This is a genomic window from Litchfieldella anticariensis FP35 = DSM 16096, assembly GCF_000409775.1.
Lineage (GTDB): Bacteria > Pseudomonadota > Gammaproteobacteria > Pseudomonadales > Halomonadaceae > Litchfieldella > Litchfieldella anticariensis.
The window spans coordinates 59,307-64,875 of record NZ_KE332391.1 but is presented as its reverse complement, the minus strand read 5'-3'; the positions used below and the strand labels follow the sequence as shown (position 1 = coordinate 64,875).

Genomic DNA, 5,569 nt, shown 5'->3' with positions numbered 1-5,569 from the left:
TGCGATGCTGAGTGGCGTTGGCCATCCCGAGGCAGGTAGCAGAGGGCCGCCAGGGTGCCCAGGGCCGCTAGGGCGGCGAACCCGAGATAGGCGCTGCGCCAGGCCTCCGCCCAGATCAACACTGCCGGCATGGCGAGCGCGATCCCCAGGCTGGTGCCCGCATTGATGGTGGCGTTGACCCGCCCGCGCAGGACCCAGGACGGCACGACCCGGTGAACCGCTTCCGCCATGACCGGCGATGACAGCCCGGTGCTGATCCCGCAGATCAACACGCCGGCGGCCAGTAGCAGCGATGACGGCGCCAGGGCGATCGTCATCAGCCCGATCACGGCCAGGCTGGCGGCCGCGACCCCCGTGCGACGAACCCCGAGGTGGCGTATCACCCAGGTGGCGGCGAGGATCGCGAAGACGAAGCTCAGGAAAGGCAGGGCGCCGATCACCCCCGCCATGGAAGGGGAGATCGTCAGCTCGTCGCGCATCGCGGGCAGGAAGAGCCCGAACACGAAGCGGGCCAGGCCGTAGGTAATGGCGATGATCCCGCTGCCGAGGGTCGCCATGCCGAGGGGGGACAGGGGCCTCATGGGGTCTCGCTCCGGGCCGTGGCGAGGAGGGCATCGGTCACCGCCCGAGTGTCAGCCAGGGCCATCTCCGTGCCCAGCAGGGCCACTGCCGTATTGCTGCCTTCCAGCACCATGAAGAGACGTCGCGCCAGGCTGGCGTGGTGGTCCAGCCCGTCGCGTGCCACGGCGGTTTCGAGGCGTGCCAGCAGGTCGGTCTTGGCGGCCGCCGCCAGGGCATGAATCTCGGCGCTGTGCTCAGCGAACTCGCCCATCGCCTTGGCCATGATGCAGCCATGCTGGCTGTACTGTTCCAGCCAGCGGCCATGCGCATCGACCAAGGCCCGTGTCACCTGGCCCGGCGAGGCGGAGGCCGCCGCCGCATCGAGGCTGGCCATGAAGCGTTCATGGCGGGCCTTCAGGACGGCCGCCACCAGGGCCTCCTTGGAGTCGAAGTGGTTGTAGAGCGTCATGCGCACCACCCCGGCGGCCGCCACGATGCGGTCGATGCCAGTGGCGTGGAATCCCTGCTCATAGAAGAGTCGCTCGGCCGTGGCGAGCAGTTGGTCGCGCTTGGAAGCTGGCATTGGTGGTCGCTCCTATATAGACCGATCTATCTAAATGCAAGTCGCCCGGCGGTGTCAAGCGATACCGCAGCGAAGAGCGTCCGGCAGTGATCGGCATAAATCCCACGGCCGGTTTCCACCACGGCGTGATGGTTCCATCCACAAGGCAACAGGCTGTGGAAGGTGGCCCACAAGGGTTATGTCAGATGTCTTAACAATGGAATGGCAAATGTCTTACAAGCCATGGCAAGAAGAGTACAAGTGGGATGGTATAACTCACACGTGCCCCATATCGCATGTCTTATTTATGAATTAATCATGCCTACTATAGTGACATGTACTTGATGCAAAGGATTGGAATTCCCATTTTGGGAAGCGTATTGGGGAGTAAGAGTTGCACTTCGTTACTTTGATGATTTGGTTACAACACTAGGGAAATGTCATGAATACTTCATGGACATGTTGGCTATCTCCGATGAAAGGGAATTTCACACTAATACTCGCCGCTCTGTCGCATTAGAAGACACCATGAACGAGCTGATCACGACGCAGGCCTTCTGGCTGGGCCGCATGTGGATATAGTGGAAGCCAGAGACCACTAAAAAAACGGGGCGGAACCCGAAAAGCCATACGAGTAGGGGTTAACTGAAGGAGAATGATCATGACTATCCAAGTCACAAATAACGCCCAACAAGAGGTTGAAGTTGCCATCAATGAGTGGGGTACCGGCGGCGATACCAGCTTTTTCACATTACATCAAGGCAAGTCCGAGAAATGGGATCGCGTCGATGAACGCGGCTTTGTGATGGCAGTGAAACATAGGGGGGCGCAACGCCCATATTACGTCCAGCATCAAAGCAACATTAACATCTATGACCATAGAGTTACCGATCACGACTCGATTATTCGTACGATAGACTAATGCGTCAGAGGAGTCAGGCCTTGCAAGTCAGCAAGGTCTGATCTTGTATCTTGCAAAAAGAATCAATAGTGCTTCCAGGGTATTGAATTTCCCATCTGGGAGAGTGCGCTGGATAAGTAATGATCACACTTCGTTGTATTTAATATATGTCTTCGATTTAAAACATGGTTAGTAACCATCGCGAGCCTTGGTAATCAGGTTAACGCTGTTGGATATAGCCATGATGGCAGGAAAACAGGAGGGGCATATGAAGACGAGCGAGTCTAGAGAAACCGTCGAAGCGAAGGATGTACGCGGGAAGGGTTATCCGTTCCATATCACGCAGGAGGAGGATCGGGAGCTGCGGCTTAAGGCAGCGAGAGCCGTACCCGCAGCGGTGATCGATCAGGCGTCGTTCTTCGACGAGTACGTCCAGCAACTGATGATCCCGCCCGTGGTCATGGACATGGTGCGCAAGGCCGAGAATATGCGGCTGGCACCGTGGGAGGTGGCGGCGATGCGCAAGCACCTCGCTCCCGCCGAAGCGCCCGGCACCGAGGTTGGACTGCTGCGCAAGATTCTCCAGTATAAGGCCGCTGATGATAAGACTCATCCGCCCTACATCCGCGTCGCCTGCACCGGGAGCAGCCAGTACGACTACCTGGCGTTGGAAGACGGCCACGTGCAAAGTCTCCCGGAGGGCAATGACGTTGGTTCCCCTGTGGTTCTGGAGATCTGGCCGGCGCAGCATTATTCGCCCATCCACTCGCATGGGGATACGACCGGAATCGTCTTCTGTCTTGCCGGCCAACTGGATGTCATGCTTTATGACTCCCTGGACTGGAATGCTCGCAAGCTTGGCCTGATCACCCTTAGCCCCGGGCAATGCGCATGGCTGTCGAAGGACACCTACGCCGTTCACCGGGTCTACTGTCCGCTGAACGGCGGCGAGGGCACAACAGGCCCTGGATTCATGAACTCCACCGAAGAGTTTGGCGCCAGCTTCCACGTCTATCTCAATGAAGACGAGACCCCTATGATGCCCCACGACCACCACCACCGGGAGCACCATTCGCGGAATGCCTTCGACTTTATCGATGAGCAAACCCAGGAGAAAGGTAAGTTCAAAACCCACTCCGACCTGTCGTGGAGTGTGCTGCGTCGCGTCTTGGCGGAGACTGAGATCACTTAAACCTCCAGCGGAGACATATTCATGAAAGAGGAATACGTAAAGGCCATTGCAATCAGGCCAAGCTAACTAGGGTACCCCTACAATCAACGTGAGACGTGCGGTGGCCGGCACTTGGCGTGTCGGCGCTGATCGCCGAACCACACGCCTTCACTTGATTACGCCCAACCCACTCACCCGTAGAACTTCTCTTGTTACTGCCTCATTAAGTATCCCACGCCCACTCTCCACCAACGTGAACCAGTGCTTCGCGCGGGTGATGCCGGTGTAGGCCAGCTCGCGTGTGAGGATGGGGTTGGGGGCATCCGGCAGTAGCAGGGCGGTGTGGGTGAATTCCGAGCCTTGGGATTTGTGCACCGTCATGGCGAATACGGTTTCCACCGCTTGCAGGCGGCTGGGCAGTACCCATTTGATGGGCTTGTCGGCATTGGCGGTGGGGAAGGCGACGCGCAGCACGCTTCTGGCCGGGTCTTGTGGATGCGGCTGGGCGAGGGTGATGCCAATATCGCCGTTCATCAGGCCAAGGCCATAGTCGTTGCGGGTCACGAGCACTGGGCGGCCGAGGTACCAGCCGTGTTCGAGTTCGTGATCGCTAGCGGCAATCAAGCCCTGGCGGCGCAGTGCCTTGGCGATGCGCAGGTTCAGGCCTTCCACGCCCCATGGGCCGCGGCGTAGCGCGCACAGCAGTTGGAAGCGGTTGTGGGCATCGAGTACGGCCAGGGCCCATTGGTCGTATTCGTCACGATGCTGTTCCAAATCGCTGCCGGCTGGTGGCCGTTGCTGCTTCAGTACCTCCAGGTAGTGGCGGTAGCCGGTGGGTGGGGCGAGTTCATTGCCACGGTGCTGTCGGCCTTTGCCCTGGTTGAGAAAGCCCGTCGGGTTGCCTTCCACTACCAGTCGATCGAGAGCCGGGTCTTCGGCGTCCGCGAGGTTGAGGTGGGCGATGTCGGCGTAGCGTTGCTCGAATGTTTTTCGTACGGCGCGCTTCTTGTTCTTGGTGGAGTGCTCGCGGGCTAGTGGCTGGTTCACCGCCTGGGCGAGCTGGCCGATGCCGCTGCTGGCATCGAAGCGGTGGCTGACGCGCAGCATGGCGATGGCTTGGTCGAGTGGCTGGCCGTTCGGTTCCTGGTAGTCGCTAGGAATCGGTGTGCCAGTGATGCGCTCGAGCCATTGGCAGGTGGTTGGGGTGTAGTGGCCGCCTTCGGCGCGCTGGCACAGGTCGCCAAGCACGGCGCCGGCTTCCACCGAGGCGAGCTGGTCCTTGTCGCCGAGCAGGATGAGCCGTGCCTTGGGCGGTAGGGCGCTGAGTACGGCGGCCATCATTTCGATATCGACCATCGAGGCTTCGTCGATCACCAGCACGTCGAGTGGCAGTGGGTTGCCGGCGTGGTGGCGGAAGTGGCGAGTGTCGGGGCGTGAGCCGAGCAGCCTGTGTAGCGTGGTGACCTCGGTGGGGATCGCTTGGCGGAGGGGGTCGATTCCTTCATCGCGCAATGAATTGCGCTCCCACGGGGTGCTTGATTCAAGCTGAGTGGAGGCGGGGGTGTCGGTGTCTTTTTCATCGCGCAGTGAACTGCGCTCCCACAACTGAACAAGCTGATCCAGTTCGAGGTTTTCCACTTGGCCAGCAATCGATTCGTTGAGGCGTGCGGCGGCCTTGCCGGTGGGGGCAGCGAGTAGGATGCGCAGTGGTCGTTCGCTTTCGCTCAGGGCCAGGGTCTGGAGCAGGGCGAGCAGTTTGACCACGGTGGTGGTTTTGCCGGTGCCGGGGCCGCCGGTGATCACGGCGAAGTGTGAGCGGGCGGCGAGGGCACAGGCGAGCTTTTGCCAGTCCAGAGTGTGGCTGGTGGGGAAGAGGGCATTCAGGGCTTGGGCGATGGCGGTGGTGTCATCCGGGTGCCTGCCGGCGCCATCGCGCAGCGGAGCTGCGCTCCCACGAGGATCGGGGGTGAGTGAGTAATCCGGGCGCCTGTCGGCGCCATCGCGCAGCGGAGCTGCGCTCCCACAGGGATCGGGGGCATCCGTGAGTCTGGCGGTGATCTGTTGGCGGATGTCTTGTTCGTATTGCCAGTAGCGGCGCAGGTAGAGCCGGGTGGTGGCGTCGTGTTTCACCTTGACCAGCGGAGTATTGCCGGGCTGGGGAGTGTTGCCGTCAGCGACCAGGGTGGGGTGGCCGAGGGCGGCTTGCCAGGAATCGAGGTCGAGCCCATCCAGCACTTCGCTTGGTAGCGGCGGCGGGTCGCTGAGGTCGTCGCCTTCCGGTGGCAGCGAGAGCGCCAGGTCGGGGGCGGCGAGCGTCTGGGCCAGGTCGAGACACACGTGGCCGCGGCCGAGTTGGTGGCTGGCGAGTGCAGCG

General features: G+C 60.9%; 5 protein-coding genes. 2 read left to right on the top strand and 3 right to left on the bottom strand.

Annotated elements, in window-relative coordinates; translation table 11 throughout:
* A partial coding sequence (locus L861_RS12775; protein WP_144063050.1) for an MFS transporter occupies positions 1-581 on the bottom strand: 581 nt, incomplete at its 3' end.
* Positions 578-1,144: a TetR/AcrR family transcriptional regulator gene (locus L861_RS12770; RefSeq protein ID WP_016417437.1), complete on the bottom strand. Its 567-nt coding sequence runs from the start codon at positions 1,142-1,144 to the stop codon at positions 578-580. The genes L861_RS12770 and L861_RS12775, both read right to left, overlap by 4 nt.
* A gap of 640 nt (positions 1,145-1,784) precedes the next feature.
* Here L861_RS12770 and L861_RS12765 point away from each other — a divergent pair.
* Together L861_RS12765 and L861_RS12760 are read left to right on the top strand one after the other, a co-directional pair.
* Positions 1,785-2,045: a hypothetical protein gene (locus tag L861_RS12765; protein ID WP_016417435.1), complete on the top strand. Its 261-nt coding sequence runs from the start codon at positions 1,785-1,787 to the stop codon at positions 2,043-2,045.
* A gap of 247 nt (positions 2,046-2,292) precedes the next feature.
* Positions 2,293-3,216, top strand: coding sequence for a cupin domain-containing protein (locus L861_RS12760; protein WP_016417434.1), 924 nt, complete (start codon positions 2,293-2,295; stop codon positions 3,214-3,216).
* Positions 3,217-3,363: 147 nt separating this feature from the next.
* On the opposite strand, the gene recD is transcribed toward L861_RS12760, so the two are convergent.
* A partial coding sequence (gene recD, locus L861_RS12755; RefSeq protein ID WP_016417433.1) for an exodeoxyribonuclease V subunit alpha occupies positions 3,364-5,569 on the bottom strand: 2,206 nt, incomplete at its 5' end.

Excerpts from the sequence above, each read along its gene's own strand:
- L861_RS12765 (WP_016417435.1), top strand. The coding sequence starts at position 1,785 with ATGACTATCCAAGTCACAAATAACGCCCAACAAGAGGTTGAAGTTGCC.
- L861_RS12760 (WP_016417434.1), top strand. The coding sequence starts at position 2,293 with ATGAAGACGAGCGAGTCTAGAGAAACCGTCGAAGCGAAGGATGTACGC.
- L861_RS12770 (WP_016417437.1), bottom strand. The coding sequence starts at position 1,144 with ATGCCAGCTTCCAAGCGCGACCAACTGCTCGCCACGGCCGAGCGACTC.